At 75.8% G+C, this 26991-nt stretch carries 25 protein-coding genes and 1 riboswitch; of the genes, 21 read left to right on the top strand and 4 right to left on the bottom strand.

Annotated elements, in window-relative coordinates; translation table 11 throughout:
• The first annotated feature begins 17 nt into the window (after positions 1–17).
• The 12 genes from ACWFNE_RS11100 to ACWFNE_RS11045 all read left to right on the top strand — a co-directional run bounded on the left by ACWFNE_RS11100 (position 18) and on the right by ACWFNE_RS11045 (position 10734).
• On the top strand, positions 18–632 hold the full coding sequence (locus ACWFNE_RS11100; protein WP_452122478.1) for an HAD family hydrolase: 615 nt from the start codon (positions 18–20) through the stop codon (positions 630–632).
• A gap of 32 nt (positions 633–664) precedes the next feature.
• Positions 665–1615 (top strand): methionyl-tRNA formyltransferase, encoded by a 951-nt coding sequence (gene fmt / locus ACWFNE_RS11095; protein WP_452122477.1) that lies wholly within the window; start codon positions 665–667, stop codon positions 1613–1615.
• Positions 1612–3162, top strand: a complete 1551-nt coding sequence (locus ACWFNE_RS11090; RefSeq protein ID WP_452122476.1) for an RsmB/NOP family class I SAM-dependent RNA methyltransferase — start codon at positions 1612–1614, stop codon at positions 3160–3162. The genes fmt and ACWFNE_RS11090 overlap by 4 nt, the downstream gene beginning before the upstream one ends.
• 85 nt (positions 3163–3247) lie before the next feature.
• Complete coding sequence (rpe, locus tag ACWFNE_RS11085; protein WP_452122475.1) at positions 3248–3919, top strand: ribulose-phosphate 3-epimerase; 672 nt, start codon at positions 3248–3250, stop codon at positions 3917–3919.
• Positions 3920–4252: 333 nt separating this feature from the next.
• A riboswitch (FMN riboswitch) is annotated at positions 4253–4387 on the top strand.
• A 99-nt stretch (positions 4388–4486) separates the two neighbouring features.
• Positions 4487–5692 (top strand): bifunctional diaminohydroxyphosphoribosylaminopyrimidine deaminase/5-amino-6-(5-phosphoribosylamino)uracil reductase RibD, encoded by a 1206-nt coding sequence (gene ribD / locus ACWFNE_RS11080; RefSeq protein WP_452122474.1) that lies wholly within the window; start codon positions 4487–4489, stop codon positions 5690–5692.
• Entirely contained in the window at positions 5692–6336 is a 645-nt protein-coding gene (locus tag ACWFNE_RS11075; RefSeq protein WP_452122473.1) for a riboflavin synthase, read from the top strand. The genes ribD and ACWFNE_RS11075 overlap by 1 nt, the downstream gene beginning before the upstream one ends.
• On the top strand, positions 6333–7802 hold the full coding sequence (ribB, locus tag ACWFNE_RS11070; RefSeq protein WP_452122472.1) for a 3,4-dihydroxy-2-butanone-4-phosphate synthase: 1470 nt from the start codon (positions 6333–6335) through the stop codon (positions 7800–7802). Before ACWFNE_RS11075 ends, ribB begins: the two co-directional genes overlap by 4 nt.
• Positions 7799–8293, top strand: coding sequence for a 6,7-dimethyl-8-ribityllumazine synthase (gene ribH / locus ACWFNE_RS11065; protein WP_452122471.1), 495 nt, complete (start codon positions 7799–7801; stop codon positions 8291–8293). Before ribB ends, ribH begins: the two co-directional genes overlap by 4 nt.
• Positions 8293–9003 carry a nicotinamide riboside transporter PnuC gene (gene pnuC / locus ACWFNE_RS11060; protein WP_452122745.1) on the top strand — a complete coding sequence of 237 codons (711 nt, stop codon included), beginning with the start codon at positions 8293–8295 and terminating at the stop codon, positions 9001–9003. The genes ribH and pnuC overlap by 1 nt, the downstream gene beginning before the upstream one ends.
• Before the next feature lie 9 nt (positions 9004–9012).
• Entirely contained in the window at positions 9013–9276 is a 264-nt protein-coding gene (locus ACWFNE_RS11055) for a phosphoribosyl-ATP diphosphatase (protein WP_258723153.1), read from the top strand.
• Between the two features lie 86 nt (positions 9277–9362).
• Positions 9363–10211, top strand: a complete 849-nt coding sequence (gene hisG / locus ACWFNE_RS11050) for an ATP phosphoribosyltransferase (protein ID WP_452122470.1) — start codon at positions 9363–9365, stop codon at positions 10209–10211.
• A gap of 31 nt (positions 10212–10242) precedes the next feature.
• Positions 10243–10734 carry a PH domain-containing protein gene (locus ACWFNE_RS11045; protein ID WP_452122469.1) on the top strand — a complete coding sequence of 164 codons (492 nt, stop codon included), beginning with the start codon at positions 10243–10245 and terminating at the stop codon, positions 10732–10734.
• Positions 10735–10787: 53 nt separating this feature from the next.
• Here the strand turns inward: ACWFNE_RS11045 and ACWFNE_RS11040 are convergent, their stop codons facing one another.
• A complete protein-coding gene (locus ACWFNE_RS11040) occupies positions 10788–11945 on the bottom strand; it encodes a DUF3866 family protein (RefSeq protein WP_452122468.1) in 1158 nt (385 codons plus the stop codon).
• 33 nt (positions 11946–11978) lie between these two features.
• Between ACWFNE_RS11040 and ACWFNE_RS11035 the strand changes: the two genes are divergently transcribed.
• The 9 genes from ACWFNE_RS11035 to lnt all read left to right on the top strand — a co-directional run bounded on the left by ACWFNE_RS11035 (position 11979) and on the right by lnt (position 23336).
• A complete protein-coding gene (locus ACWFNE_RS11035; protein ID WP_452122467.1) occupies positions 11979–13010 on the top strand; it encodes a helix-turn-helix transcriptional regulator in 1032 nt (343 codons plus the stop codon).
• Positions 13003–13968, top strand: a complete 966-nt coding sequence (locus ACWFNE_RS11030; protein WP_452122466.1) for a helix-turn-helix transcriptional regulator — start codon at positions 13003–13005, stop codon at positions 13966–13968. Before ACWFNE_RS11035 ends, ACWFNE_RS11030 begins: the two co-directional genes overlap by 8 nt.
• Positions 13969–14065: 97 nt before the next feature.
• The gene (locus ACWFNE_RS11025; protein WP_452122465.1) at positions 14066–14392 is read left to right on the top strand and encodes a hypothetical protein; all 327 of its coding nucleotides are present in this window, start codon (positions 14066–14068) and stop codon (positions 14390–14392) included.
• An 81-nt stretch (positions 14393–14473) separates the two neighbouring features.
• Complete coding sequence (tatA, locus tag ACWFNE_RS11020; RefSeq protein ID WP_452122464.1) at positions 14474–14800, top strand: Sec-independent protein translocase subunit TatA; 327 nt, start codon at positions 14474–14476, stop codon at positions 14798–14800.
• 45 nt (positions 14801–14845) lie between these two features.
• Positions 14846–15631 carry a twin-arginine translocase subunit TatC gene (tatC, locus tag ACWFNE_RS11015; protein WP_452122463.1) on the top strand — a complete coding sequence of 262 codons (786 nt, stop codon included), beginning with the start codon at positions 14846–14848 and terminating at the stop codon, positions 15629–15631.
• An 84-nt stretch (positions 15632–15715) separates the two neighbouring features.
• On the top strand, positions 15716–16642 hold the full coding sequence (locus ACWFNE_RS11010; protein ID WP_452122462.1) for a diacylglycerol/lipid kinase family protein: 927 nt from the start codon (positions 15716–15718) through the stop codon (positions 16640–16642).
• 9 nt (positions 16643–16651) lie between these two features.
• The gene (locus tag ACWFNE_RS11005) at positions 16652–19615 is read left to right on the top strand and encodes a DEAD/DEAH box helicase (RefSeq protein WP_452122461.1); all 2964 of its coding nucleotides are present in this window, start codon (positions 16652–16654) and stop codon (positions 19613–19615) included.
• 123 nt (positions 19616–19738) lie between these two features.
• Positions 19739–21400, top strand: coding sequence for an amidohydrolase (locus ACWFNE_RS11000; protein WP_452122460.1), 1662 nt, complete (start codon positions 19739–19741; stop codon positions 21398–21400).
• 370 nt (positions 21401–21770) lie between these two features.
• Complete coding sequence (gene lnt, locus ACWFNE_RS10995; RefSeq protein WP_452122459.1) at positions 21771–23336, top strand: apolipoprotein N-acyltransferase; 1566 nt, start codon at positions 21771–21773, stop codon at positions 23334–23336.
• Between the two features lie 114 nt (positions 23337–23450).
• Here the strand turns inward: lnt and ACWFNE_RS10990 are convergent, their stop codons facing one another.
• From ACWFNE_RS10990 to ACWFNE_RS10980, 3 genes are all read right to left on the bottom strand, one after another.
• Entirely contained in the window at positions 23451–23795 is a 345-nt protein-coding gene (locus ACWFNE_RS10990) for an RNA polymerase-binding protein RbpA (RefSeq protein ID WP_034626998.1), read from the bottom strand.
• A gap of 252 nt (positions 23796–24047) precedes the next feature.
• The gene (locus ACWFNE_RS10985) at positions 24048–24500 is read right to left on the bottom strand and encodes a hypothetical protein (protein WP_452122458.1); all 453 of its coding nucleotides are present in this window, start codon (positions 24498–24500) and stop codon (positions 24048–24050) included.
• Positions 24501–24867: 367 nt separating this feature from the next.
• Positions 24868–26991, bottom strand: a complete 2124-nt coding sequence (locus ACWFNE_RS10980) for an ABC transporter ATP-binding protein (protein WP_452122457.1) — start codon at positions 26989–26991, stop codon at positions 24868–24870.

Below are 26991 nucleotides of genomic sequence, written 5' to 3'. Positions count from 1 at the left end.
GTCCCGGGGAGGCACCCATGCCGCTCGCGCCCGTCGACGCCGTCGTGTTCGACCTCGGCAACGTGCTGGTCCGCTGGGACCCCTACGGGCCGTACGAGGGGCGCCTCCCGCGCGCGGCGGTCGACGCGTTCTTCCGCGACGTGGACTTCCCGGCGTTCAACCACCTCCAGGACGCCGGGCGACCCTGGGCGCACGCGCGCGCCGACGTGCAGGCCCGGCTGCCGCAGCACGTGCCGGCCCTCGACCTGTACGTCGAGCACTTCCGGGCGGCGCTGCCCGGTCCGGTGCCCGGCTCGGAGGACCTCGTGCGCGACCTGCGCGCGCGGGGCGTGCGGGTGCTCGGCCTGACGAACTGGTCCGCGGAGACGTTCCACCACGCCGAGCCGGCGGCGCCCGCCGTGGGGCTGCTGGAGGGTGTGCTCGTCTCGGGGGAGGTGGGCGTCGCCAAGCCGGACCCGCGCATCTACCGCCTGCTCGCGCAGCGGTTCGCGCTCGACCCGGCGCGCACGGTGTTCCTCGACGACAGCGCGGCGAACGTCGCGGCGGCGGCGGCCGAGGGGTTCGCGGCGGTGCTCTTCACGACGGCGCCCGCAGCCCGTGCCGAGCTCGCCGCCCGGGGTGTGCGCGTCTGAGGGGGTCCGGGGACGCCGCCTAGGATCGAGCCATGCGCCTTCTCTTCGCCGGGACCCCGGACGTCGCCGTCCCGGCCCTCGACGCCCTGCTCGCCTCCCGGCACGACGTCGTCGCGGTGCTCAGCCGCCCCGACGCCCGGTCGGGACGCGGCCGGACGCTCGCGCCGAGCCCCGTGAAGCAGCGCGCGCTCGACGCGGGCCTCGAGGTCCTGACCCCGCGGTCGCCGCGCGACGCCGACTTCCAGGCGCGCCTCGCCGAGCTCGACCTGGATGCCGCACCCGTCGTCGCGTACGGGGCGCTGCTCCCCCCGGCCGTCCTCGACGTGCCGCGCCACGGCTGGGTCAACCTGCACTTCTCGGTGCTCCCGGCGTGGCGCGGCGCGGCGCCCGTCCAGCACGCGCTGCTCGCGGGCGACGAGGTCACGGGCGCGAGCACGTTCCGGATCGAGGAGGGCCTCGACACCGGTCCGGTGTTCGGCGTCCTGACGGAGCAGATCCGGGCGCGGGACACGTCCGGCGACCTGCTCGGACGGCTCGCGGTGGCCGGCGCCGGGCTGCTCGTGAGCACGCTCGACGCGATCGAGGACGGCATCCTCGCGCCGGTCCCGCAGGCGTCCGAGGGGGTCAGTCACGCCCCGCGGCTCGAGGTCGAGGACGCCCGCGTGCGCTGGGAGCACCCCGCGTACGCGGTGGACCGCCGGGTCCGCGGCTGCACGCCGGCGCCGGGGGCGTGGACGCGCACCCCGGACGGGGCCCGGCTGGGCCTCGGCCCGGTGACGTCCGCACCCGACGTCACGGACCTGGCGCCCGGTGAGCTGCGTGCGGGCAAGGACGCGGTGCTCGTCGGCACCGCGACCCACGCGGTCCGCCTCGGGGACGTCACCCCCGCGGGGAAGCGCACGATGCCGGCCGTGGACTGGGCGCGCGGCGCCCGCCCGGCGCCCGGCACGGTGCTCGGCGCGGCCGTGGTGGAGCACGCATGAGCGCCACGGGCGGTGCGGGTGGCACGGGCGGTGCGGGTGGGCGTCCGAGCGGCGGGGCGGACCGGCGGGACCGGCAGGGCCGCGAGCGCGGCGCCGCCCGCGCGCAGGGCCGGGGAGAGCGGACGGCCGCGGCACCGTCGGCCCGTCGTCGCGCGGGGGACCCGGCGCGCGGCGCCGCGTACGACGTCCTGCGGGCCGTCGACACGAGCGACTCCTACGCCAACCTGGTGCTCCCGCCGCTGCTGCGCGAGCGCCGGGTCGCCGGGCGCGACGCGGCGTTCGCGACCGAGCTCGCGTACGGGACGCTGCGCCTGCGCGGGCGCTACGACGCGGTGATCGAGCTGTGCGCGTCGCGTCCGGCCGCGTCGATCGACGCTCCCGTGCTCGACCTCCTGCGCCTGGGCATGCACCAGGTGCTCGGGATGCGGGTGCCCGCGCACGCCGCGGTCTCGGAGACCGTCGGGCTCGCCCGCGAGCGCGCCGGGACGGGTGCGTCGCAGTTCGTCAACGCCGTCCTGCGCGCAGCGTCGCGCGAGCCGCTCGACACGTGGCTCGAGCGCGTCGCCGAGGCGGCGCCCGCCGACGACACCGACCGGCTCGCGGTCACGCAGAGCCACCCGGCCTGGGTCGTGCGCGCTCTGCGCGAGGCCCTCGCCGGGTCCGGGCGACCGGTCACGGAGCTCGAGGACCTCCTGCGGGCGGACAACCAGGCCCCGCACGTGACCCTCGTCGCGCGCCCCGGCCTGGTCGACCGGGACGAGCTCGCCGCGGACGCCGGTGGTGCCCGCCCGGGCCGGTGGGCCCCGACCGCGCTGGTGCTCGACGGCGGCGGTGACCCGGCGGCGCTGGCCGCGGTCCGCGACGGGCGCGCGGGGGTGCAGGACGAGGGCAGCCAGCTCGTGACCCTCGCGCTCTCCGGTGCCCCGCTCGACGGCCCGGACGAGCGGTGGCTCGACCTGTGCGCGGGACCCGGGGGCAAGGCGGCGCTGCTCGGTGCCGTGGCGGCGCAGCGCGGGGCCCGGCTCGTCGCCAACGAGGTGCAGCCGCACCGCGCCCGCCTCGTCGAGCAGGCCGTCGCCGGGCTTCCCGCCGGGGCGGTCGAGGAGGTCCGCACCGGAGACGGGCGCACGCTCGGCACCGACGAGCCGGGCGCCTACGACCGGGTCCTCGTCGACGCGCCCTGCACCGGCCTCGGGGCGCTGCGCCGGCGCCCCGAGTCACGCTGGCGGCGGACGCCGGCCGACCTCGCAGGCCTCGCCGAGCTGCAGCGGGCGCTGCTCACGTCGGCGCTCGCGGCGGTCCGGGTCGGGGGCGTCGTCGCCTACGTGACGTGCTCCCCGCACCTCGCGGAGACCCAGCTCGTCGTCAAGGACGTCGTGCGGGCCCGGTCGAGGGCGGGCGACGGGGTCGAGGTCCTCGACGCCCGCGCGGCGGTCCTGGCCGTGGCGCCCGCGATCGAGCTGCCCGAGCGTGACGACGTGCAGCTGTGGCCGCACGTGCACGGGACCGACGCGATGCACCTGACCCTGCTGCGCCGCATGTCCTGACCGGGGAGACCGCCGGGGCGCACGGCACGAGCAGGTGGTGCGGGGACTGCCGGGCGCCGCGGCGGGCCGCGGCTAGGCTGGCCCGGTGCGCGCGCTGATCAACCCGAGCATCCTGTCCGCCGACTTCGCCAACCTCGAGCGTGACCTCGCTGCGATCGCGGGCGCGGACCACGCGCACGTCGACGTCATGGACAACCACTTCGTTCCGAACCTCACGATCGGCCTGCCGGTCGTGCAGCGGCTCGTCGAGGCCTCGCCGGTCCCGGTCGACGTGCACCTGATGATCGAGGACCCGGACCGGTGGGCCCCCGCGTTCGCGGAGGCGGGCGCCGCGTCCGTGACGTTCCACGCGGAGGCCGCCCGGGCCCCGGTGCGCCTCGCCCGGGAGCTGCGGTCCCTCGGGGCGCGCGCCGCGGTGGCGGTGCGCCCGGCGACGCCCGTGGAGCCGTACCTCGACCTGCTCGACGAGCTCGACATGATCCTGGTGATGACGGTCGAGCCGGGGTTCGGCGGCCAGTCGTTCATCGAGGGCACGCTCCCGAAGATCCGCCGCGCCCGTGCCGCGATCACGGCGGCCGGCGCGGACACGTGGATCCAGGTCGACGGCGGGGTGTCCCGCAGCACGATCGAGCGCATCGCCGCCGCCGGGGCGAACGTCTTCGTCGCCGGGTCCGCGGTCTACGGGGCGGAGGACGTCGCGGCCGAGATCGCCGCGCTGCGCGACCTCGCCGAGCAGGGGCTGCGCGTCGGGGAGTGACCGGCGCGGTGTCACCCGCGCCGCGTGACCGGAGGGGGACCGGCACCGCGTGACCGGCACACCGTGACCGGCACACCGTGACCGGCACACCGTGACCGGCACACCGTGACCGGCACACCGTGACCGGCACACCGTGACCGGCACACCGTGACCGGCGCGGCGACCGGCACCGCGGTAGCGCCGTGCACGACGACGACGCCGGCTCGTCAGGCGGCGGCCAGGAGGCCGCCGCCACGGTCCGGCGTGCCCGCGACGGGGGCGTGTCGGAACCCGGACACCCGGTGGGCGGGAATGCGGGGTGTGCCATGATCGTTGCTCAGCAAGAACACGCACACACGTGCTCCGGGGTCGGTGCAATTCCGAGCCGGCGGTGACAGTCCGCGACCCGTGAGGCTCCTCGTGAGCCGAGCGGTTGACCTGGTGGAACTCCGGGACCGACGGTGAAAGTCCGGATGGGAGGAGACGTGGCGTGCGCGCGGCCGACGGTCGCGTGCACGTGGCAGCGGCGACCCCTGGGGTCGTCCTCCGCCGAGACCCCGGAGCCCTGACCGGCACGGGAGGACGGCGATGGGTACCGAGACCCAGCACGACGCGACGCTCCTCGGCACGCCCGCACCCACCGCGGCGCCCCGCCCGGCATCGGGCGCGCCCGCGACGCTCCCCGCAGCCGCGGGGGCGGTGACCCCCGCCGAGACGGCCGCGCTGCGCCACGCGCTCGACCTCGCCCGCCGGGGACCCGCACACGGGCCCAACCCGCGGGTCGGCTGCGTGCTCCTGGCCCCCGGCGCGGCCCTCGACCCCTCCGGCGCGCCCGACCACGCCGCGGTTCTCGGCGAGGGCTGGCACGGGGGAGCGGGGACCGCGCACGCCGAGGTCGCGGCCCTCGCCGACGCCGGCCGCCGCGGTCACGACGTGCGCGGCGCGACGGCCGTCGTGACCCTCGAGCCGTGCGACCACACGGGGCGCACCGGCCCGTGCAGCGTCGCGCTCCTCGACGCGGGTGTCGCGCGCGTCGTGGTGTCCGTCGCCGACCCGAACCCGCAGGCCGCCGGCGGAGCGGACCGGCTGCGCGCCGCGGGCGTCGACGTCCACGAGGGGGTGCTCGCCGAGCAGGGACGGCAGACCCTCGGGGCGTGGCTGCCCGCCGTCGAGCGTGCGCGCCCGTTCGTCACGCTCAAGCTCGCCACCAGCCTCGACGGACGCGTCGCCGCCGCGGACGGGTCGAGCCGCTGGATCACCTCCGCGCAGTCCCGCCGGCACGCGCACGACCTGCGCGCCGACGTCGACGCGATCGTCGTCGGCACCGGCACCGCGCTCACCGACGACCCTTCGCTGACCGCCCGCAGCGCCGACGGTGCCCTGACCCACCACCAGCCGCTGCGGGTCGTCGTCGGCCGCCGGGACGTCCCCGCCGGTGCGCGCCTGCACGGCCCCGGCGGCGAGCTCGTGCACGTGCGCTCCCACGACCCCCACGAGGTGCTGCGCGCCCTGCACGCGCGGGAGGTGCGGCACGTCCTCGTCGAGGGCGGTCCCACGCTCGCCGCGGCGTTCCTGCGCGCCGGCCTCGTCGACGAGGTCCACGCGTACGTCGCACCCGTCCTGCTCGGCGCCGGGCCGCCCGCGCTCGCCGACCTCGGCGTCACCACGATCGCGGGCGCGCTGCGCCTGACCCCCCGCGAGGTCGTCCACCTCGGGCCCGACGTCCTCGTCGTGGCGACCCCGGACGCCCCCGCACCCCCGACCGGTACGAGCACGACCAGCGAGGAGAGCTGATGTTCACAGGCATCGTCGAGGAGGTCGGCGCGGTCGTCGCGCTCGAGCCCGGCACGCACGACGGCACCCCGGCCGGCGGTGCGGGGGACGCGCGGCTGACGGTCCGTGGTCCGCTCGTCGCGTCCGACGCGCACCTCGGGGACTCGATCGCCGTGTCCGGGGTGTGCCTCACGGTCGCCGCCCTTGGCGACGACGGCACGTTCACCGTCGACGTCATGCCCGAGTCGCTGCGCCGCACCGCGCTCGGCGACCTCGCCGCCGGCAGCCCCGTGAACCTCGAGCGCGCCCTGCGCGCCGACGCACGCCTCGGCGGGCACGTCGTGCAGGGGCACGTCGACGGGGTCGGGACCATCCGCGCCCGCCGGCCCGGACCGCGGTGGGACGACGTGGAGATCGCGCTCGACCCGCACCTCGCGCGGTACGTCGCCGAGAAGGGGTCGATCACCGTCGCCGGGGTCTCGCTCACGGTCACGCACGTGTCCGACGACGCGTTCGGCGTCTCGCTCATCCCCACGACGCTCGAGGCCACGACGCTGGGCGGTCTCGCGCCCGGCGCACGCGTCAACCTCGAGGTCGACGTGCTCGCCAAGTACGTCGAGCGCCTCCTCGCGGCCGGTACGGCAACCGGCAGGGTGACCCGGTGAGCGCGCCCGTGCGCCTCGGCGCCGTCGAGGACGCCCTCGACGCGCTGCGCGCCGGCCGCCCGGTGCTCGTCGCGGACTCCCCGGAGCGGGAGAACGAGGCCGACGTCATCCTCGCCGCGCAGTCCGCGACCCCCGAGTGGGTCGCCTGGACGATCCGGCACTCCTCCGGCTACCTGTGCGCGCCCATGCCGGCCGCCCGCGCCGACGCCCTCGAGCTGCCCCTCATGGTCCCGCGCAGCGAGGACCCGCGCCGCACCGCCTACACCGTCACGGTCGACGCCGCCCGCGGAGTCACGACCGGCATCTCGGCCGCGGACCGCGCCCACACCCTGCGCACCCTCGCCGACCCCGCGTCGGGCCCCGAGTCCCTCATCCGCCCCGGGCACGTCCTGCCGCTGCGCGCCGTCCCCGGCGGCGTGCTGCACCGGGCCGGCCACACCGAGGCCGCCGTCGACCTGTGCCGCCTCGCGGGCCTCGAGCCCGTCGGCGCGATCGCCGAGCTCGTCAACGACGACGGCACGATGGTCCGGCTCCCCGAGGCCGCCGGCCTCGCGGAACGCGACGGCCTCGTGCTGCTGACCATCGAGGACCTCGTCGCGTGGCGGCGCACCCACGACCCCGTCGAGGCACCCGCCCCCGGCACCACCGGCGCACCGCAGGCCCCGACCACCCCCCGCGTGCACCCGACCCACACCGCGTACCTGCCGACCCGCCACGGCGACTTCCGCATCCACGGGTACCGCGACCTGCGCACCGGCGCCGAGCACGTCGCTCTCGTCTCGACCGCCGGCCTCGCCGACGTCCCCGTGGTGCGCGTCCACTCCGAGTGCCTCACCGGTGACGCCTTCGGGTCCGCACGCTGCGACTGCGGCCCCCAGCTCGACGCCGCCCTGGCGCTCGCGGCCCGCGACGGCGGCGCGGTCGTCTACCTGCGCGGGCACGAGGGCCGCGGGATCGGCCTGCTCGCGAAGGTCGCCGCCTACGCGCTGCAGGACGAGGGCCGGGACACCGTCGAGGCGAACCTCGACCTCGGCTGGCCCGCGGACCGCCGCGAGTACGGCGCCGCCGCCGCGATCCTCACCGACCTCGGGGTCACCCGGGTGCGGCTCCTGACGAACAACCCCGCCAAGGTCACCGGGCTGCAGGCCCACGGCGTCGCCGTCACCGAGGTCCGCGGCCTCGAGGTCGGACGCACCCCGCACAACGAGGCCTACCTGCGCACCAAGGCGAGCGCCATGGGTCACGTGCTGCCCGGCCTCGACACCCGCGAGCCGCACACCGCGGACGCCGCGTCCCCCACCACCGAACCCGTGCACGTCGACCCCGTGCACGTCGACCCGGTGCACGCCTCCCCGCCCCTGCCGGGCACCGACACCACCGACCACGTCCTCGACGGCGCCACCGCACCCGCGACCACCGTCACCAGCCCCCGCACCACCCCCACGAACCAGGAGACCCCCGCATGAGCGGCGCCGGAGCCCCCACCCTCACCGTCGACGGCACCGGGCTGCGCGTCGTCGTCGTCGCCGCGAGCTGGCACACCGTCGTCATGGACGGCCTCCTCGCCGGGGCGCGGCGCGCGCTCGCGGACGCCCACGTGAGCGACGTGACCGTCGTGCGCGTCCCCGGGACGTTCGAGCTCCCCGTGGCCGCGAAGCACGCGGCCGAGCACGGCGCGGACGCCGTCGTCGCGCTCGGCGTCGTCATCCGCGGCGGCACCCCGCACTTCGACTACGTGTGCCAGGCCGCGACCCTCGGGCTCACGGACGTCGCCGTCCGCACCGGCGTCCCCGTCGGCTTCGGGGTCCTCACCTGCGACGACGACGCGCAGGCCCTCGACCGGGCAGGCCTGCCCGGGTCGCACGAGGACAAGGGCGCCGAGGCCGCGCAGGCCGCGGTCGCGACCGTCGTGGCACTGCGCGCGTCGCTGGGGGCCACGCCCGGGGGCGCACGGTGATCGACTGGCTCTTCGACGCCCAGCTCGTCGTCGCGGGCGCGCCCATCCTCGTCCGGGAGGTCGTCGGCAACCTGTTCGGGCTGGCGTCCGCGGTCGGCGGCCTGCGCCGGCGCGTGTGGGCGTGGCCGGTCGGCATCGTCGGGAACGTCCTGCTGTTCACGGTGTTCCTCGGCGGGGTCTTCGACACCCCGCAGGCCAAGGACCTGTACGGGCAGGCCGGGCGGCAGGTCTTCTTCGTGGTCGTCGCCGTCTACGGGTGGGTGCGCTGGCGCCAGGCCCGCGGCGCCGGGGACGGCCCCGCGATCGTCCCGTCCTGGGCGGGCACCCGCGGCCGGGTCCAGCTGCTCGTCGCCGCCGTCGTCGGGACCGTCGTCACCGCGCTCGTGTTCCAGGCCCTCGGGTCGTGGGGGCCGTGGGCCGACGCGTGGATCTTCACCGGCAGCCTGCTCGCGACCTACGGCATGGCCCGCGGGTGGACCGAGTTCTGGCTCGTGTGGATCGCGGTCGACGCGGTCGGGGTGCCGCTGCTGCTGCGCGCCGGGTACTACCCGTCGGCCGTGCTCTACGCCGTGTACGGCGGGGTCGTCCTCTACGGGTTCACCGTGTGGGTCCGCGCCCAGCGCACCGGGCAGGCACAGGAGGTCACCGCGTCGGCCGGTGCGGGCACCCTCGCCGTGGACGCGCCCGCCCCCGACCGCGCGGGCGTCTAGGCTCAGCGCGTGAAGACGTTCGACTCGCTGTTCGCCGAGCTCGCCGAGAAGGCCACCACCCGCCCCGCAGGATCCGGAACCGTCGCCGAGCTCGACGCCGGCGTCCATGCGATCGGCAAGAAGATCGTCGAGGAGGCCGCCGAGGTCTGGATGGCCGCCGAGCACGAGGGCGACGAGCGCACCGCCGAGGAGATCTCGCAGCTGCTCTACCACCTGCAGGTCCTCATGCTCGCGCGCGGCCTCACCCTCGAGGACGTCTACGCCCACCTCTGAGGCGCCGGCACGACCCCGGCCCGGGCCGCCGCGCACCCCCGCGCGCCCCGGGCCTCCACCCGACCGAACCACCCCGTGAGGACCACGTGCTGAGGATCGCCGTCCCCAACAAGGGCTCCCTGTCCGAGCCCGCCGCCGACCTGCTCCGCGAGGCCGGCTACCGCCAGCGCCGCGACTCCCGCGAGCTCGTGCTGCCCGACCCCGACAACGACGTCGAGTTCTTCTTCCTGCGCCCCCGCGACATCGCCGTGTACGTGGGGGAGGGGACCGTCGACGTCGGCATCACCGGCCGCGACCTCCTGCTCGACTCCGCCTCGACGGCCACCGAGCACCTGCGGCTCGGCTTCGCGCGCTCGACGTTCCGCTTCGCCGCCCCCGCCGGGCAGCTCACCGACATCGCGCACATCAGCGGGCACCGCGTCGCGACGTCCTACCCGGTCCTGGTCACCGACTACCTGCGCGAGCACGGCGTCGAGGCCTCCGGGATCGTGCGCCTCGACGGGGCCGTCGAGACCGCGATCCGCCTCGGCGTCGCCGACGTCATCGCCGACGTCGTCGAGACCGGCACCACGCTGCGCGCCGCCGGCCTGGAGATCTTCGGCGAGCCGATCCTGCGCTCCGAGGCCGTCCTCGTGCGCCGCGCCGACGGCGACGAGCCCGCAGGCCTCGACGTGCTCACCCGCCGCATCCAGGGTGTCCTCACCGCCCAGCAGTACGTCCTCATGGACTACGACGTCCCCCTCGCGCTCGTCGACCAGGCCGTCGCGATCACTCCCGGCCTCGAGTCCCCGACCGTGTCGCCGCTGCACAACCGCGAGTGGGCGGCCGTGCGCGCGATGGTCCGGCGCGACGAGACCAACCGCGTCATGGACGCGCTGTACGACGTGGGCGCGCGGGCGATCCTGGTGACCTCGATCCACGCGTGCCGGCTCTGACCCCGCAGCACCCCGCCCCCGGAGAGGAACCATGACCAGCGGCGACCCCGACGCCGGACTCCCCGCCGACCGCATCGCCGAGCTCTACGCGACGTTCCGCCCACGGCTCGCACGCGTCGTCACGCTCGCGCTCATGGTCCTCGTGCTCGCCCTCACGGCCGCCCTCGTCGCCGCCCTCCCGAGCATCGGGCCCGAGGGCGAGTCGTTCGGGGACCAGCTCGGCATGGGGCTCCTCGGCGCCGGGATCGCCTGGTTCTGCTGGCGGCAGGCGAGCGTCCAGGCCCGCGTCGACCGCGACGGCGTCACCGTGCGCAACCTCCTGCTCACCCGGCGGCTCGCCTGGGCCGAGATCGTCTCCGTGCGCTTCGGCCAGGGCCGGCCCTGGGTGCAGCTCGACCTCGCCGACGGCGACACGCTCGCCGTCATGGGCGTGCAGCGCTCCGACGGTGCGTACGCCGACGCGCAGGCCCGGCGCTTCGCGACCCTCGTCGCCCTGCACTCCCGCACCCCCCGCGACGACTGACCCGGCTCGGCGTCACCCGACCGGTGACCCGAACCGCACCCGACCGGTGACCGTCAGGCGCTCGCGGACCCCGCGGCCAGCCGCTCGGCGTGCACCCCGGCGGCGGCGACCGCCAGGAACGATGCCGGGTCGCCGTCGAGGCCGCGCCCCATCGTGGACAGCCGCACGGGCGTCCCGCGCAGCGCCTCGAGCAGCTCCGGCCCGGTCGGCACGTCGACGAGCCGGTGCCGGCCCGCGGGGGCGGCGAGGTCCCGGGCCTGCGCGCGCACCCGGGCGTCGAGCTCGTCGAGCCCGGCTCCGGCGGCCGCGAGCCCGGGGACGACGACGTCCGCGGGGCACAGCGCCACTCGCCCGTACGCGGTCGTGGAGTGGTGCGAGACGCCGAGGTGGCGCTCGCGCGCGTCCGCACCGGACACGCGCAGCGACGCCACGGCGCACCCGCCGAGGACCCCGGCGGCGTTCACGGCCTCCCCGGCGGCGACCCCGGAGAACCCCCACCGGGTCCCGGTCCCGAGGTTGCCCGGGCCCTGCGCGACGACGACGAGGTCCGCGCCCGCCACGAGCCGCGCGGCGAGCAGTCCCGTGTGCACGGTGACGGCCTCGAGATCGCCCCCGAAGGCCTGCCCGGTCGTCACGCACGCCTCGATCCAGCCGGCATCCCGCAGACCGGCGACCGTCCGGGAGAACCACGCGGGCAGCGCACCGCCGTCCGTCATGACGTAGACGACGCGCGGCGCGGGACGCCCGTGCAGCGCCGCGGAGTGCCGGGCCCCCGCGACCACGGCCGGCAGGGCCGAGTGCAGGTCCGCGACCACCACGGGCAGCCCGGCGAGGTCGTCCGCGTCGCGCAGCACGTCGTGGTGCGCGGACTCCTGGTCGTCGACGCCGAGCACCGTGGCCTGCAGGGCGGTGTACCGGGCCTTGACCAGGTGCCCGGGCCCGGGCGGCGGGTCGGCGGGCACGCGGTCGGCGAGCGCGACGACCATGGCGTAGCCGCCCGTCCCGAGCCCGCGCGCGAGCGCCGACACGTTGAGCAGCACCCGGTCACCGACCTGGGGCTCTCCGACGAGGCCCGGGTACGCGAGCGCCCGCACCCGCCCGTCCGCGGGCAGCCCGCCGACGGGCTCGCCCTCGAGCTCGACCTGCACCTCGACCGCCCCGGGCCACGACGCGCCGCCCGACACCACGACACCCGCACGCCACGTGATCACCGCTGCAGGCTACCGGCGACTACGGTGGAGCCGATGCCCGACCAGATCCACCCCGCCGAACGGCTGCTCAACCTCGTCATCGCCCTCGTGAACACCTCGGGACGCATGACGAAGGAGCAGATCCGTCGCAGCGTCGCGGGGTACGCCGACGCCCCGTCCGACGACGCGTTCGAACGCATGTTCGAGCGCGACAAGGACACGCTCCGCGACCTCGGCATCCCCGTCCTGACCGTCACCGGTGCCGGGCACGGCGACGACATCGGGTACCGCATCGACCAGGAGGCCTACGCCCTCCCGCCCGTCGACCTCACCGCCGCCGAGCTCGGCGTGCTCTCCCTCGCGTCGGAGTTCTGGCAGGACAAGTCCGTGCGCACCGACACCGAGCGCGCCCTGACCAAGCTCCGCGCCGTCGGCGACGCCCCCGAGGCGTCCGACCTCGTCGCCGGCCTCGCCCCCCGCGTGCGCGCCGCCGGGGGAGCGTTCGGGCCCTTGCTCGACGCCGTGCACGCCCGCCAGGCCGTCCGCTTCACCTACCGCGCCGCGAGCACCGGGGAGGTCCGCGAGCGCGCCGTCGAACCCTGGAAGCTCCTCGCCCGGCGCGGCGGCTGGTTCCTCGTCGGCCACGACCGCGACCGCGACGCCCCCCGCTCCTTCCGGCTCAGCCGCATCGAGGGCAAGGTCCGCACCGTCGGCGCCCCCGGCGCCTTCCCCGAACCCGACCCCGCGCGCCTCGGCACCGCCCTGCACAGCTGGGCCGCCGGGGAGGAGCGCATCGCGACCCTCGCCATCCGCCCCGAACGCGCCGAGGCACTGCGCGTGCGCGCCGTCCGCACCCCCGCCACCACACCCGACGACGTCGACCTCACCGACCCGCGCGTCGCCGCCGTCCTCGCCGACCGCGACGTCGTCCGCATCCCCTTCACCTCCCTGTGGGACCTCGCCGAGGAGATCGTCGGCTACGGCGACGCCGTCGTCGTGCTCGCCCCCGAACCCCTCCGCGCGACCGTCCTGCGCCTCCTGCGCACCGCCGCCGACCTCGTCACCCGAGGAGCCGACCATGGCTGAACGCGCGAGCGACCGCCTCCTGCGCATGCTCGGCATGATCACCTACCTCGACCGCCACGCCGGCGTCCCCGTCGAGCAGGTCGCCGAGCAGTTCGGCGTGACCCCCGCCCAGGTCATCGACGACGTCGACACCCTCTGGATGACCGGCACCCCCGGGTACTTCCCCCACGACCTCATCGACTTCGACGCCGCGTCCTACGAGGCCGGCGTCGTCCGCCTCACCGAGTCCCGCGGCATGACCCGGCCCCTGCGCCTCGGCACCCGCGAGGCCGTCGCGCTCGTCGCCGCCCTGCGCGCCATGGCGGAGGCCCTCGGCCCCCGCCTCGAACCCGCCCGCGCCGCCGTCCTGTCCTCCGCCCTCGCCAAGCTCACCGCCGCCACCGGCGAGGCAGCCGCGACCATCGACGTCCGCCTCGCCGTCGACGGCGCCCCCGAGGTCGTCGAGGCCCTCTCCGCCGCCCTGCGCGACGCCCGCCGCCTGCGCCTGCGCTACGTCAACGCCGCCGACGTCGCCAGCACCCGCGACGTCGACCCCGTCCGCCTCGTCACCGACGACGAACGCTCCTACCTCCTCGCCTGGTGCCTGCGCGCCGACGACGAACGCCTCTTCCGCGTCGACCGCATCCTGCGCGCCGACGTCCTCGACGCACCCGCCCAGCCCCACCGCGTGCGCGCCGACGCCGACGTCTTCCGCCCCGACCCCGCCGGCGGGCTCGTCACCCTCCACCTCACCAGCCAGGGCCGCTGGGTCGCCGAGAACGTCCCCGTCGAAGCCGTCCGCAACCACGACGACGGCACCTTCGAGGTCGACCTGCGCATCGCCAACCGCGCGTTCCTGCGCCACCTCCTCCTCCAGGCCGCCGACGACATCCTCGAGGTCCGACCCGCCGACGCCGCCGCCGACGTCTCCGCCGTCGCCCGAGCCGCCCTCGACGCCTACGGGCCCCTCGCCGACTGACCCCGCCCCACCCCGCCCGAGCGCACCCCGCCCGAGCGCACCCCGGGCCACCCCGCCCGAGCGCACCCCGCACCGGACCCACGACTACGCTGGCCCGATGCTCTGGTTCCTCGTCTGGACGGCCCTCGTCCTCGCCGCCGCAGCCGGCGCCGTCCTCCTCGGACGCAGCCTCTGGCGCAAGGTCCGGGACCTCGGCGACGCCGCCACCGAGGCCTCCGACGCGCTCACGCGCCTCGCCGACCAGGTCGACGCGCTCGCGGACGCCGCGGGGGAGTCCGAGCCGGTGCGGGCGCAGCTGGTCGACGACACGGACGTCCTCCGTGCACGTCTCGCGGAGCTGCGTCGCGCTGCCGCGGGGCGCCGTGCCGTGCGGCAGCTGCGGCACCAGGAGACGTACGCGCGGTGGCGGGCGTACAGCCGCTGAACAGATCCGCGGATCGACGGTCGAAGCGCTTCGACGGGGTTAGGATCGTCTGACCCACCGATGTTCGAGGGAGAGCACCCCATGTTCGGCAACGCTGTGAAGCCCACGCACATCCTGATCCTGGTGATCGTGATCATCCTGCTGTTCGGGGCGAAGCGGCTTCCCGACCTCGCGCGCAGCGTCGGCCAGTCCCTCAAGATCTTCAAGAGCGAGGTCAAGGACCTCACCGACGACAAGGACAAGGCCACCCCCTCGGCCCCCGTCGCCGGCGCGCCCGCGACCTACCCGGCGCCCGCGACACCCCCCGCGCCGTACACGAACGGGTCGATCCCCGACCCCGTCGCCGCCACGGAGCCCGTGCGCCCGGCCGAGCCGCCCGTCGAGGGCGGCGGCCAGCCCCGGGTCTGACGCGTCGTGGCTGCAGAGCGCCGCCGGGGCGAACCCGGCGGTCGGATGCCGCTGCGCGAGCACCTCCTCGAGCTCCGCAAGCGGCTGTTCCTCGCGGCGTGCGGGCTCGTGCTCGGCGCCGTCGCCGGGTGGCTGCTGTTCGACCCCGTGTTCGAGGCGCTCCAGGAGCCGCTGCTCGACGCCGCCGCCGACCGCGGGGCGTCCGCCTCGGTCAACTTCGGCGGCCTCGCGACCGCGTTCGACATGCGGGTCAAGGTCTCCCTGTTCCTCGGCGCGATCCTCACGAGCCCGTGGTGGCTCTACCAGCTGTGGGCGTTCGTCACCCCCGGGCTCACCCGGCGTGAGCGGCTTTACGCGGTGGGCTTCGTCGCGGCTGCCGTCCCGCTGTTCCTGAGCGGTGCGTTCCTCGCGTGGACGACGCTTCCCGCGGCGGTCCGGGTCCTCACCGACTTCATCCCCGAGGAGTCGACCAACCTCGTCGACGCCCAGACCTACCTGAGCTTCGTCATGCGGTTCATCCTGGCCTTCGGCGTCGCGTTCGTGCTGCCGGTCATCATGGTGTGCCTCAACCTCGCGGGGCTCGTCCGCGCCGCGACGTGGGGCCACGGCTGGCGCTGGGCGGTGCTGCTGGCGTTCGTCTTCGCCGCCGTGATGACGCCCACGCCGGACGCCGTGACGATGATCGTGATGGCACTGCCCATCTGCGGGCTGTACTTCCTGGCGCTCGGTGTCTGCCTCGTGCACGACCGCCGCGTGGACCGCAAGCGGCTCGCGGAAGGGCTGCCGAGGCTCGACGGCTCGGTCCCCGGCGAGGGCCTCACCGCGTCGTGAGCCGTCGCCGCCGCACGCCGCCGGCCCCCGCCCGGTGAGCCGGCGCACGCCTCCCGCACCCGCCCGCGCACCCGGTCCCGTGTCATGAGCCGTCTCGGTGTCGTCGTGAACCCGACCGCCGCCCGCGGCCGGGGCGCACGGGTCGGGGCGGGGACGATCGCGCAGCTGCGGGCGCGCGGGCACACCGTCCTCGACCTCTCGGCGCCCGACGCGGAACGGGCTCGGGCAGCCGCGCGGCACGCCGCGGTCGAGGGGCTCGACGCGCTCGTCGTGGTCGGCGGTGACGGCATGGTGCACCTCGGCGCGAACGTCGTCGCCGACACCGACCTGCCGCTCGCGATCGTGCCCGCCGGCACGGGCAACGACCTCGCCCGCGCGCTCGGCATCCCGCGGCGCGGCGTCGAGGAGCACGTCGCGGCGATCGAGCGCGGGCTCGCCGCCGGCGCCCGGTCCATCGACGCCGTGAGCGTCGGTCCGCCCGAGCACACGGCGCGCGAGTGGTACCTCGGGGTGCTCTCGTGCGGCATCGACGCCGCGGTGAACGCCCGCGCGAACGCGCTCACGTGGCCGCGGGGAAGCGGGCGGTACGTCCGGGCCCTGGCGGGTGAGCTCGCCCGGTTCCGGCCGTACGGCTACCGCCTGACGCTCGACGACGTCGTGTGGGAGTCCGCCGGGACGCTCGTCGCCGTCGCCAACGCGCCGTGGTTCGGCGGCGGCGTGCACATCGCCCCCGGCGCGCTGCTCGACGACGGCCTGCTCGACGTCGTCGTCGCCGGGCCCTTCACGAAGGCCGGAGTCGTGCGCATCTTCCCCGGCATGTACGCCGGCAAGCACGTGACGCACCCCGCCGTGCAGGTCCTGCGCTCACGCTCCGTGCTGATCGAGCCCGTCGAGCGGCTCGGCGCCGAGCCCCCGCACGCGTTCGCCGACGGCGAGCGCCTGGGGCCGCTCCCGCTGCACGCCGACGTGCACCCCGGCGCTGTCCGGGTGCTCGGGGGCACCAGCACCTAGGGTTGTCGCGTGGCACGCACCGAACGATCGCGACCGGCGTCGCACCCCGCAGCCGGCTCCGAGGCGCTCTCCCCGGCCGAGCGGTACGCGGCGGCCCGGCGGCGCACCGCGGCGGAACGCACCGAGCTCGCCCGGTTCGCCGAGGGCTTCGAGTTCGGCCTCGACCCGTTCCAGGTCGAGGCGTGCGAGGCCGTCGAGCGCGGCAGCGGCGTGCTGGTCGCTGCGCCGACCGGGGCGGGCAAGACGGTCGTCGGGGAGTTCGCGGTGCACCTCGCGCTCGCGTCGGGACGCAAGGCCTTCTACACGACGCCGATCAAGGCGCTGTCGAACCAGAAGTACGCGGACCTCGCCCGGCGGCACGGCGCGGACAACGTCGGGCTCCTCACGGGCGACACCTCCGTCAACGGCGACGCGCCCGTGGTCGTGATGACCACCGAGGTGCTGCGGAACATGCTCTACGCGGGCTCGCGTGCGCTCGACGGGCTCGGCTACGTCGTGATGGACGAGGTGCACTACCTCGCCGACCGCTTCCGAGGTCCGGTCTGGGAGGAGGTGATCATCCACCTCCCCGACGACGTGCAGCTCGTCTCGCTCTCCGCGACGGTGTCGAACGCCGAGGAGTTCGGCGACTGGCTCACGATGGTCCGCGGTGACACCCAGGTCGTCGTCAGCGAGCGCCGGCCCGTCCCGCTGTGGCAGCACGTGCTGGTGCGCGGCGACCTGCTCGACCTCTACGCCGGCCAGGTCGACCCGACCGACCCGGGCCCGAACCCGCCGATCAACCCGGAGATCACGCACCTGCTGCGTCGGCAGGAGCGCATCGACGGCCCGCACCGCGGCCGCCGTGGTCCGGGCGACCGGGGGTTCCGCGGGCGCGGTCACGGGCCGTCGAACGCGCTGGGAGGGAACCGGCCGACGCCGCGGTTCGCGGTCGTCGACGTCCTCGAGCAGGCCGAGCTGCTGCCCGCGATCTTCTTCATCTTCTCGCGCGCCGGGTGCGAGGGCGCCGTCTCGCAGTGCCTCGCCGCCGGGCTGCGGCTGACCACGCCGGCGCACGAGGCGGAGATCCGCCGGGTCGTCGAGGAGCGGTGCGCGTCGATCCCGCCCGAGGACCTCGAGGTGCTCGGCTACTGGGCGTTCACCGAGGCGCTCGCGCGCGGCATCGCGGCGCACCACGCGGGCATGCTGCCCGTGTTCAAGGAGACGGTCGAGCACCTGTTCGCGCGCGGGCTCGTGCGCGTGGTGTTCGCGACCGAGACCCTGGCGCTCGGGATCAACATGCCGGCGCGCTCCGTCGTGCTCGAGAAGCTCGTGAAGTGGGACGGGTCGAACCACGTCGACATGACCCCGGGGGAGTACACCCAGCTCACCGGGCGGGCGGGCCGTCGCGGCATCGACGTCGACGGGCACGCGGTCGTCGTCGAGCACCCCGGGCTCGACCCGGTCGCCCTCGCCGGGCTCGCGTCCAAGCGGCTCTACCCGCTCAGGTCGAGCTTCCGGCCGACGTACAACATGGCGGTGAACCTCGTCGCGCAGGTCGGCCGTGACCGCGCCCGCGAGGTGCTCGAGACGTCCTTCGCGCAGTTCCAGGCGGACCGCGGGGTCGTCGGGCTGGCCCGGCAGGCGCAGGCGCACACCGAGGCCCTCGACGGGTACGCCAAGGCGATGAGCTGCCACCTCGGGGACTTCTCCGAGTACGCGGGCATCCGCCGGGCCATCAGCGCCCGCGAGCGGGCGATCGCGAAGGAGTCGTCCGCCGCGCGGCGCGCCGACGTGGTCCGCTCGCTGGAGGGACTGCGGGTCGGCGACGTCATCGAGGTGCCGTGGGGGCGCCGCGGCGCGCACGCGGTGGTGCTCGACCCCGGGACGGCCGGCGGGTTCGACGGACCCCGACCGACCGTCCTGACGACCGACCGGCAGGTCCGGCGGCTCGCCGTCGCCGACGTCGGCACCGGCGTGACGACCGTCGGGCACCTGCGCGTGCCCAAGGGCTTCAACGGACGCGTCGCCGCCGCACGGCGCGACCTGGCGGCGACGCTGCGGGACTTCGCGGCCGACCTCCCGTCCGGCGACGGCACGCGGCGCGACGGGGGTCGTCGGGCCCGCGGGAGGTCCGGCGCCCGCGAGGACACCACGCTCGACGAGCTGCGTCGCCGGCTGCGCGCTCACCCGTGCCACCAGTGCCCCGACCGCGAGGAGCACGCACGCTGGGCCGAGCGCTGGGAGCGCCTGCGCGCCGAGCACGACTCCCTCGTGCGCCGCATCGAGGGACGCACCGGGTCCATCGCCAAGGTCTTCGACCGCACGTGCGACGTCCTGCTCCGGCTCGGCTACCTCACGACCGCCGAGCCCGCGCCCGTGACCGCGCCGGGCACGCCCGAGGACGGCGACGGTGCGTGGCCGCCGGTCCCGTCGCGTGGGACGGTCGCCGGACGCCCGGGCGCCGGCTCGCGCACCGTGGTGACCTCCGACGGGCGGTGGCTGCGCCGGCTCTACGCCGAGAACGACCTCCTGCTCGCGGAGTGCCTGCGCCGGGGTGCCTGGGACGAGCTCGACGCCCCCGGCCTCGCCGCCGCGGTGTCCGCCCTGGTGTACTCCGCGCGGCGCGACGACCGCGAGGCCGAGCCGGGCATCCCCGGTGGTCCCGCGGGAACGCTGGGGCGCGCTCTCGACGAGACGGTCCGGATCTGGTCCGAGCTCGAGGACCTCGAGCGGGAGCACCGCCTCGAGACCCTCGCGCCGCCCGACCTCGGCCTCGTGCAGTCCATCCACCGGTGGGCCGCGGGCCGCAGCCTCGACGCCGTGCTGCGGGGCAGCGAGCTCGCGGCGGGCGACTTCGTGCGCTGGTGCAAGCAGGTCATCGACCTCCTCGACCAGCTCGCGCAGTCGGCACCCGACCCCCACCTCCGTCAGACGGCGGGACGCGCGGTCGGTGCGCTGCGCCGGGGCGTGGTCTCCTACTCGTCGCTGTGAGCGGGCTGTGCGGCGCCTGGGACGGTCGCGTGGGAGCGGACCGGCGGTCCCGCGCAGCCCACGTGCCCGCTCGTGCAGGCTCCTTCGCAGGTCAGGCGCGGTGAACCTGGCTATCGTGCGGGTGTGACCTCCACCCTGTACCGGCGCGGCGTCGTCCACTCGTCCGCGGACCCCTTCGCCGAGGCCCTCGTCGTCGAGGACGGGACGATCGTGTGGATCGGTGCCGACGACACCGCCGACGGGCTCGCGGACCGTGCCGACGAGGTCGTCGACCTCGACGGTGCGCTCGTCGCCCCCGCGTTCGTCGACGCGCACGCCCACGTCCTCGAGACCGGCTTCGCGCTCGAGGGCGTCGACCTGTCGGCCACGGCCGGCGTGACGTCGCTCGCGGACCTCCTCGACGCCGTGCACGCCGCCGCCGAGGAGGTCCGGGCCACGGGCGGGGAACGCGCCGGCCTCCCGCTGCTCGGCCACGGCTGGGACGAGCTCACCTGGCCCGAGGGCCGTGCGCCCACGCGCGAGGAGCTCGACCGGGCGGCCGGCGGCGCACCCGTCTACCTCGCCCGCGTGGACGTGCACTCGGCCGTCGTCTCGACGTCGTTCGCCGAGGCCCTCGGGCTCCCCGCACTGCGCGGCTGGCGCGACGACGGCCTCGTGACCCTCGACGCGCACCACGCGGCGCGCGACGCAGCACGCGACGTCGACGCGGCGCGCCGCGACGCGCTCTACGCCCGCGTGCTGCGCACCGCAGCCGCCGCAGGCATCGTCGCGCTGCACGAGCACAGCGCACCGCACGTCGACACCCGCGAGGGACTCGTGGCGCTGCTCGGGATGACGGCCGACGCCGGCTCCGGCCTGCCGCACGTCGCCGGATACCGCGCCGAGCTGTGCGTCACGAGCGACGACGCCCGCCACCTCCTCGCCGCCATCCCCGGGCTGACGGGCATCGGCGGCGACCTGTCGGTCGACGGCTCGCTCGGCTCGCGCACCGCCGCGCTGCGCTCCCCGTACGCGGACGCCCCGGCCGGAGCCGAGCACGCCCACGGCGTCCTGCACCTCGACGCCGGCGCGATCAGCAACCACGTCGCCGCGGTCACGCGCGCCGGTTCCCACGCCGCCTTCCACGTCATCGGCGACCGCGCGATGGACGAGGTGCTCGTCGGCCTCCGCGTCGCCGTGGACGTCGAGGGGGTCGGCGCGATCCGCGGCGCGGGCCACCGCCTCGAGCACGCGTCGATGATCGACGCCCCGACGCTCGCCGCCCTCGTGCTCCTCGGTGTGCGGGTCAGCACCCAGCCCGCGTTCGACGCCGCATGGGGCGGCCCCGGCGGCATGTACTCCCGGCGGCTCGGCGAGGGGCGCTCCGACGCGCTGCACCCCCTGGCGGACCTCGCCGCCGCGGGCATCCCGCTGGCGTTCGGCTCCGACTCGCCGGTGACACCGTTCGACCCCTGGGGGGCGGTCCGCGCCTCGGTCACGCACCACGCCCCGGACCAGCGCATCTCCGCCCGCGCCGCGTTCCGTGCCCACACGCGCGGCGGCTGGCGCGCTGCCGGGCTCGATGACACCGGCGCGGGGGAGATCCGGCTCGGCGCACCCGCGCACCTCGCCGTGTGGCGGGCGGAGCACCTCACCGTCCAGGCCGCGGACGGTCGTGTCTCGGCGTGGAGCACCGACGCCCGTGCCGGCACGCCCCTCCTGCCCGACGTCAGCCCCGGCGCACCCGCGCCGCGGTGCCTGCGCACGGTGCGCGCCGGCGTCGTCCTGCACGACGAGCTCGGCTGACCGCACCGCAGCACCACCCCAACGGGCGGACGTGTCGAGCGTCGCGGCGACACACCGGGCGACACGCCGGAGCCTCCTGCCACAACACGCCCGCGGGGGCGGCGCTGACCAGCCGCTCGACGCGTGACCTGCGGCGACGCGGCCTTGACACGTGCCCAGCAGCCGGTAGGTTCACGTGGTGTTCCGCTCTGGCGGACGACGGTCGGTCCGGAATGCGCTCAGCACCCAGGACCCGCCGCCCGTACAGGAGGACCCGGCTGGGCCCGCGTGTTCAGTAGAAAACGTACGCCGCACCACACGGTCGTGGCGTCCGGCACGAAGGACACGCGGGCCGGTCGGCCGGGTCACCCGGCTGACGTAGGCTTCTGCGGTGCCAGCCCGAGAGCCCTCACGCGCGCTCAGCCTCGCGCTCGCGGCCGTCGGCGGTGTGCTCGCCTGGACCGCGTTCCCGGACCTCGGGTGGTGGGGGACGGCCTACCTCGCCGTCGCCGCCCTGTTCCTCGCGATGCGGCGCGACAGCGCCCGGTGGAACACCCTGCTCGGCCTCGTCTGGGGTCTCGTCTTCTTCCTCCCGCACATCGCGTGGGCCGACTACGCCGTCGGCCCCGTGCCGTGGGTCGCGCTCTCCGTGGTCGAGGCCGGCTTCGTCGCGCTCTTCGGTGCCGCGTGGACCTGGGCCCGGCGCGGTAACGCCGTGTGGCGTGACGCCCGCCTCCAGCTGGTCGTGTTCGCTGTGCTCTGGGTCGCCGTCGAGGAGCTCCGGTCCGCGTGGCCCTTCGGCGGGTTCCCCTGGGGCCGGCTCGCGTTCTCCCAGGCCGGCTCACCGGTGCTCGCGTACGCCTCCTGGGGCGGTGTACCCCTCCTCTCGCTCCTCACTGCCGCAACCGGCGTCCTGCTCGCTCTCGGGATCCTCGCGGCACGTCGGCTCGCGGTCGGGAGCACGGCGCTGCGCATCGGCGCTGCGTTCGCGATCGTCGTCGGGGCGCTCCTCGTGCCGCTCCCGTCGAACTCCGAGGCCGGGCGCCTCGAGGTCGGGGCGGTGCAGGGCAACGTCCCCACGCCCGGCCTGGACGCGTTCGCTCAGCAGCGCGAGGTGCTGCACAACCACGCCGTCGGCACCCACGCTCTGCTCGACCAGGTCGAGCCCGGCGAGCTCGACCTCGTGCTGTGGCCCGAGAACGGGACCGACGTCGACCCGCAGGTGGACGCGCAGGCCGCGGAGGAGATCGACGCTGCCGCGCGGGCGGTCGGGGCGCCGATGCTCGTGGGGACCGTCGAGTACCCCGAGTCGGGGGGCCGGTACAACACCGCGGTCTTGTGGGTCCCCGGACAAGGCGTCGTGGCGACCTACTCGAAGCAGCACCCCGCGCCGTTCGCCGAGTACATCCCGCTCCGGTCGCTCGTCCGGCCGTTCTCGTCCGCGGTCGACCTCGTCCGCAACGACATGCTCCCCGGCACGGAGGTCGGCCTCGTGCCGCTCGAGTCCGAGCGGCTCGGCCGCGTCGTCGGCATCGGGGACGTGATCTGCTTCGAGGTCGCGTACGACGAGCTGGTCCGCGACGCCGTCCGGGCGGGTGCCGAGGTGCTCGTCGTGCAGACGAACAACGCCTCGTTCGGCTACACCGCCGAGTCGACGCAGCAGCTCGCGATGTCCCGCGTGCGGGCCGTCGAGCACGGGCGGGCGACGGTGCAGATCTCGACCGTCGGGGTGAGCGCCGTGATCCAGCCGAACGGCGTGGTGAGTCAGCAGACCGGGCTGTTCACCGCCGAGCAGATGGTCGCGTCGCTGCCGCTGCGGGACTCGCTGACGCTCGCGTCCCGCCTCGGTGGGTGGCCGGCGTGGGTGATCGAAGGGCTCGCGCTGTGCGTCGTCGTGACGGGGATGGCGGGGGCCCGCCGCATCCGACGTGACGAACGGCCGGACGGGGTCGGCTAGGCCGGGCGCGGAGGAGACCGCGGACGCGGCACGACGAAGGGCGGGTTCCGGCATCCGCCGGAACCCGCCCTTCGTGGATCCTCACCTCATCGCGGTGCGGACACCGTCACGGCGTCACGCGCTGCGGCGCAGCTTGCCCGCCCGGAGCAGGCCGAGACGCTCGTCGAGGAGCTCCTCGAGCTCCTTGACCGTCCGGCGCTCGAGCAGCATGTCCCAGTGGGTGCGCGGCGGCTTGCCGGCCTTCGGCTCCGGTCGCGACGCGTCGCGCAGGAGCGCCTCCTCACCGCAGCGGCACTCCCAGACGAGCGGGACGTCGGCCTCGACGGAGAACGGGAGGATGATGGTGTGACCGTTGGGACAGTCGTAGTGCGCCTGGAGGCGAGGGGCGAACTCGACGCCGTCCTCGGTCTCCATACTGTGAGAACCGATGCGCATCCCGCGCAGTGACCGGTTCGACATCTGTGGACCTCCGTGCTGTTGCCTTACGAGATCTTCCACCGGGCTCAACGATGGAGGGACCCTGGGTGTTCCAGTCTGCCGTGAAGGTCTCGTGAACGCGCGCGGGGCCCGGAGCAGCGCAGACGCGGAGTCGGGCATACCCGGACGAAACCCGACAGGGGGCGGTCCGGTGGTGTGACGGACGTCTCGCCTACCGGCCGGTCGGCGTCGGTCGTGACCCGGCGTCGAGGATCCCTTCCCGCGTGACGCCCGTCACCAGCGCGGGTCCAGCACGCGGGCGCGGTCCTGCCCGAGGGCCGCCTCCACGCGGATACGCACGCCGGCCCGCGCGGCCTCCGCCTGCAGGACTCGTGACCACCCGCCCTCGAACGCACCGCGATCCCCACCACCGCGCCGCACGTACGCCACGAGCAGCGAGCCGCCCGGGGCGTCGTGCTCGAGGACGTGCAGCAGGTTCGCCGCCACGACCGGGTCGGCGACGAGCGGGACCTCGGGGATCGGCAGGACGACGGGGAGCACCCGGTCGTCCGCGTCGAGCAGCACGAACCACAGCGCCGGCGGCCCCGAGCGGTCGCGACCCACGAGGCCGAGCAGGAGCGCGAGGGCCTCGTCGGCGCTCTCGAGCGTGCGGCCGACGGCGTCGGGCGTCTCGTGCTCGGGGAGCCGGAGGGCGTCCCAGGGCTCGGGCGGCGGTGTGGGCGCCACGCGTGGGTCCGGCGGGGGAGCGTGGGGGCCGCGTGGGCCCTCTGCGGGGGAGTGCGCGGGGGGCACGTCCGGCGGGAGGGCCTCCCGGTGGGGGCGCGGGCGGGGGAGCAGCTGGTCGTCGTCGGGGCTCATGGCGTGACCGTCGCCGACCGGGGCGCCGGGGTGGCGGCGCGCCGGCACGCACGGCGGTCGGGGCGGCGGACGCCGGGTCTGTGGGTGGCCGTTCGGGCTGCGCACCGACGAGCGACGAGTGCGACGGCCGCGGGCGGATGGGTCGGCGGCGGCGAGGCCGATGACCGGCGCGGACGGCGTCGACGGGCCGGAACGCCGGGCCGACGTGCGCCGTCGGCCCGGCGTGGGGCGACGGTCAGGCGGGCGGCGACGCCGGCTGCGCCATGACGACGCCGTCGGTGAACATGACCCCGTCGGAGAACCGGGCCTCGACCCGCCCGCCGCCGAACTGCTCCGCGTACAGGCGTGCGTACAGCCCGTCGGGCGCGGCCACGAGCTCCTCGTGCGAGCCTCGCTCGACCACGCGGCCGTCGTCGACCACGAAGATCACGTCCGCGTCCCGGATCGTCGAGAGCCGGTGCGCGATCGCGAGCGTCGTGCGCTGGCGCACCGCCCGCGCGAGCGCACCCTGCACGAGCCGCTCCGACGCGGTGTCGAGCGCGGACGTCGCCTCGTCGAGGATGAGGACCCGGGGGTCCTTGAGCAGCACGCGCGCGATCGCGATGCGCTGCTTCTCCCCGCCGGACAGGCGGTAGCCGCGCTCGCCCACGAGGGTCCGGTAGCCGTGCTCGAACGCCTCGATCCGGTCGTGGATGTTCGCGGCCCGGCACGCCTCGACGAGCTCGTCGTCGGTCGCGTCGGGACGGGCGTAGCGCAGGTTGTCGGCGATCGTCGCGTGGAACAGGTACGGGTCCTGCGTGACCATGCCGACGGTGTCGGCGAGGCTCGAGAGCGTGAGGTCGCGGACGTCGTGGCCGTCGACGCGCACCGCACCGCGGTCGACCTCGTACAGCCGCGGGACGAGGTAGCTGAGCGTCGTCTTGCCCGCGCCCGACGGGCCGACCAACGCAGCGAGCTGCCCGGGCTCGACCACGAGCGACACGTCGCGGACGGCCCAGGGGCGCCGTCGCGACCCGGCGAGCGCGTCGCCGGTCCCGGGTGCCGGCTCGTCACGGGGCAGCCGGACCGCGCCGCCTCCGCCGGGGTGCCCGCCGCCGGACGGGGCAGCGAGGCCGACCATCGCCCCGCGCATGCCGAGGCCGCCGCCTCCGCGTCCTCCCGGCACGGGAGCCGGCTGCGTCAGCCGCGGCGGGGGCGGGTACCGGAACCACACCTGGTCGAGCTCGACCCGGCCCTGGGTCCCGCGTGGGTCGAGGTGCACGGCGCCCGGGCGGTCCGTGATCGCCGGCGTGAGGTCGAGGTACTCGAAGATGCGCCGGAAGAGCGCGAGCGACGTCTGCACGTCGAGCGCGACGCGCATGAGGGAGATGACGGGCATGAGCAGGCGGGCCTGAAGCGTCGAGAACGCCACGAGCGTGCCCGCGGTCAGCGTGTCCGTCCCGGCGCGTCCGGCGATCATGTATCCCGCGACGAGGTACACCAGCGCCGGGGTGATCGCCATGAAGGCGGTGACGACGCCGAAGAAGCCCTGCCCGGCCATCGCCTGCCGGACCTGGAGGGTGACCTGCCGGTCGTTCTCGGCCCGGTACCGCGCGATCTCGGTGTCCGAGCGGTTGAACACCTTGGTGAGCAGGACCCCGGAGACGCTGAGCGCCTCCTCGGTGATCGCCGTCATGTCCGAGAGCGACTCCTGCGTCTGGCGCGCGATGACCTGCCGCCGGGCGCCGACACGGCGCTGCAGCACGACGAAGACCGGCATGAGCGCGACGGCGACGACGGTGAGCTGCCAGCTGAGCAGGAGCATCGCTACGAGGGAGGCGAGCACCGTGACGGTGTTCGAGAGGATCGACGACGCGGTCGTGGTCAGGACGGAGCGGACGCCGCCGACGTCGTTCGCCAGGCGCGACTGGATCGAGCCGGTCTTCGTCGCGGTGAAGAACGCGAGCTCCATCCGCTCGAGGTGCTCGAACAGCCGGCCCCGCAGGTCGGCCATCGCGAGGTTGCCGATCTTGGTCGTGAGGTACGTCTGGCCGACCCCGATCGCGGCGCTGAGGAGCGGGATGACGATCATGGCGGCGACGAGGCCCGTGAGCAGCGGCAGGTCGACCCCGGAGCCGTCGACCGGGAACAGCGCGTCGTCGAACACGCGCTGCGTGAGGAACGGCGTGACGATCCCGAGCACCGACGCGACGACGATCGAGAGCGCGACGAGCAGCAGCGCCCCGCGGTGCGGCGCGAGCAGCGCACCGATGCGTCGCAGCAGGCCCGAGTCGCCGGTGCGTTCGGCGGCGCGGGCGGATGTGGGGGTGGTCGTGGGATCGGTGGGACGCGAGGTGCCGGGCAGGCCGTCCGGAGTCAT

This window comes from Cellulomonas sp. NPDC055163 (assembly GCF_053607065.1).
The sequence above is the reverse complement of the archived record's forward strand: the minus strand, read 5'-3'. Positions and strand labels throughout refer to the sequence as shown.